We start from the raw sequence: 478 nt of genomic DNA, 5'->3' as shown, positions 1-478 counted from the left end.
CGGAGATGAAGTCGGGCAGCCAGCGGCGGCCGGCGGCGTCGGTCAGCATCACCTTGCAGCCCAGCCACTGCTTTTGCAGATCGGGATCGCCGACCGTGACGGCGAAGGTGGCGATGACGGCCAAGGCATGCTCGGGCAAGCGGCCGGCCTTGCCGCCGCGCAAATCGGCCAGCCGCCATTCGCTGCCGCCGAACGGCGCGCCTTGGCCAAACTCGACATCCCTGGCGATGAGGTCCTCGCCATGCAGCCATTCACGGATGCTCTCATAGCTGGTTTCGGCCAGCGTCAGCGGCAGCAGGATAGCGAGCGCGGCAAGACCGCGCCGTCGCCATTTTTTCTCGCCACCGCCGGCTGGGTCGATGTCGGTTGAAACCGCGCTCATGTCTTGCCCTGCCGTGTCTGGCCCTGCCGTGTCTGGCCCTGCGGCGGTGCAGGAGCGTCGAGATCGTATAGCGGCAAGACATCCGCCGGTTGACCA

General features: G+C 66.9%; 1 protein-coding gene. It reads right to left on the bottom strand.

From position 1 onward, the window contains the following. Positions 1-382 (bottom strand): hypothetical protein (locus EN884_RS38130; RefSeq protein ID WP_128361238.1); only part of this gene is annotated, 382 nt, incomplete at its 3' end. Between the last annotated feature and the right edge of the window lie 96 nt (positions 383-478).

Origin of the sequence: Mesorhizobium sp. M7A.F.Ca.AU.001.01.1.1, assembly GCF_004022735.1 — a bacterium.
Lineage (GTDB): Bacteria > Pseudomonadota > Alphaproteobacteria > Rhizobiales > Rhizobiaceae > Mesorhizobium > Mesorhizobium ciceri.
The sequence above is the reverse complement of the archived record's forward strand: the minus strand, read 5'-3'. Positions and strand labels throughout refer to the sequence as shown.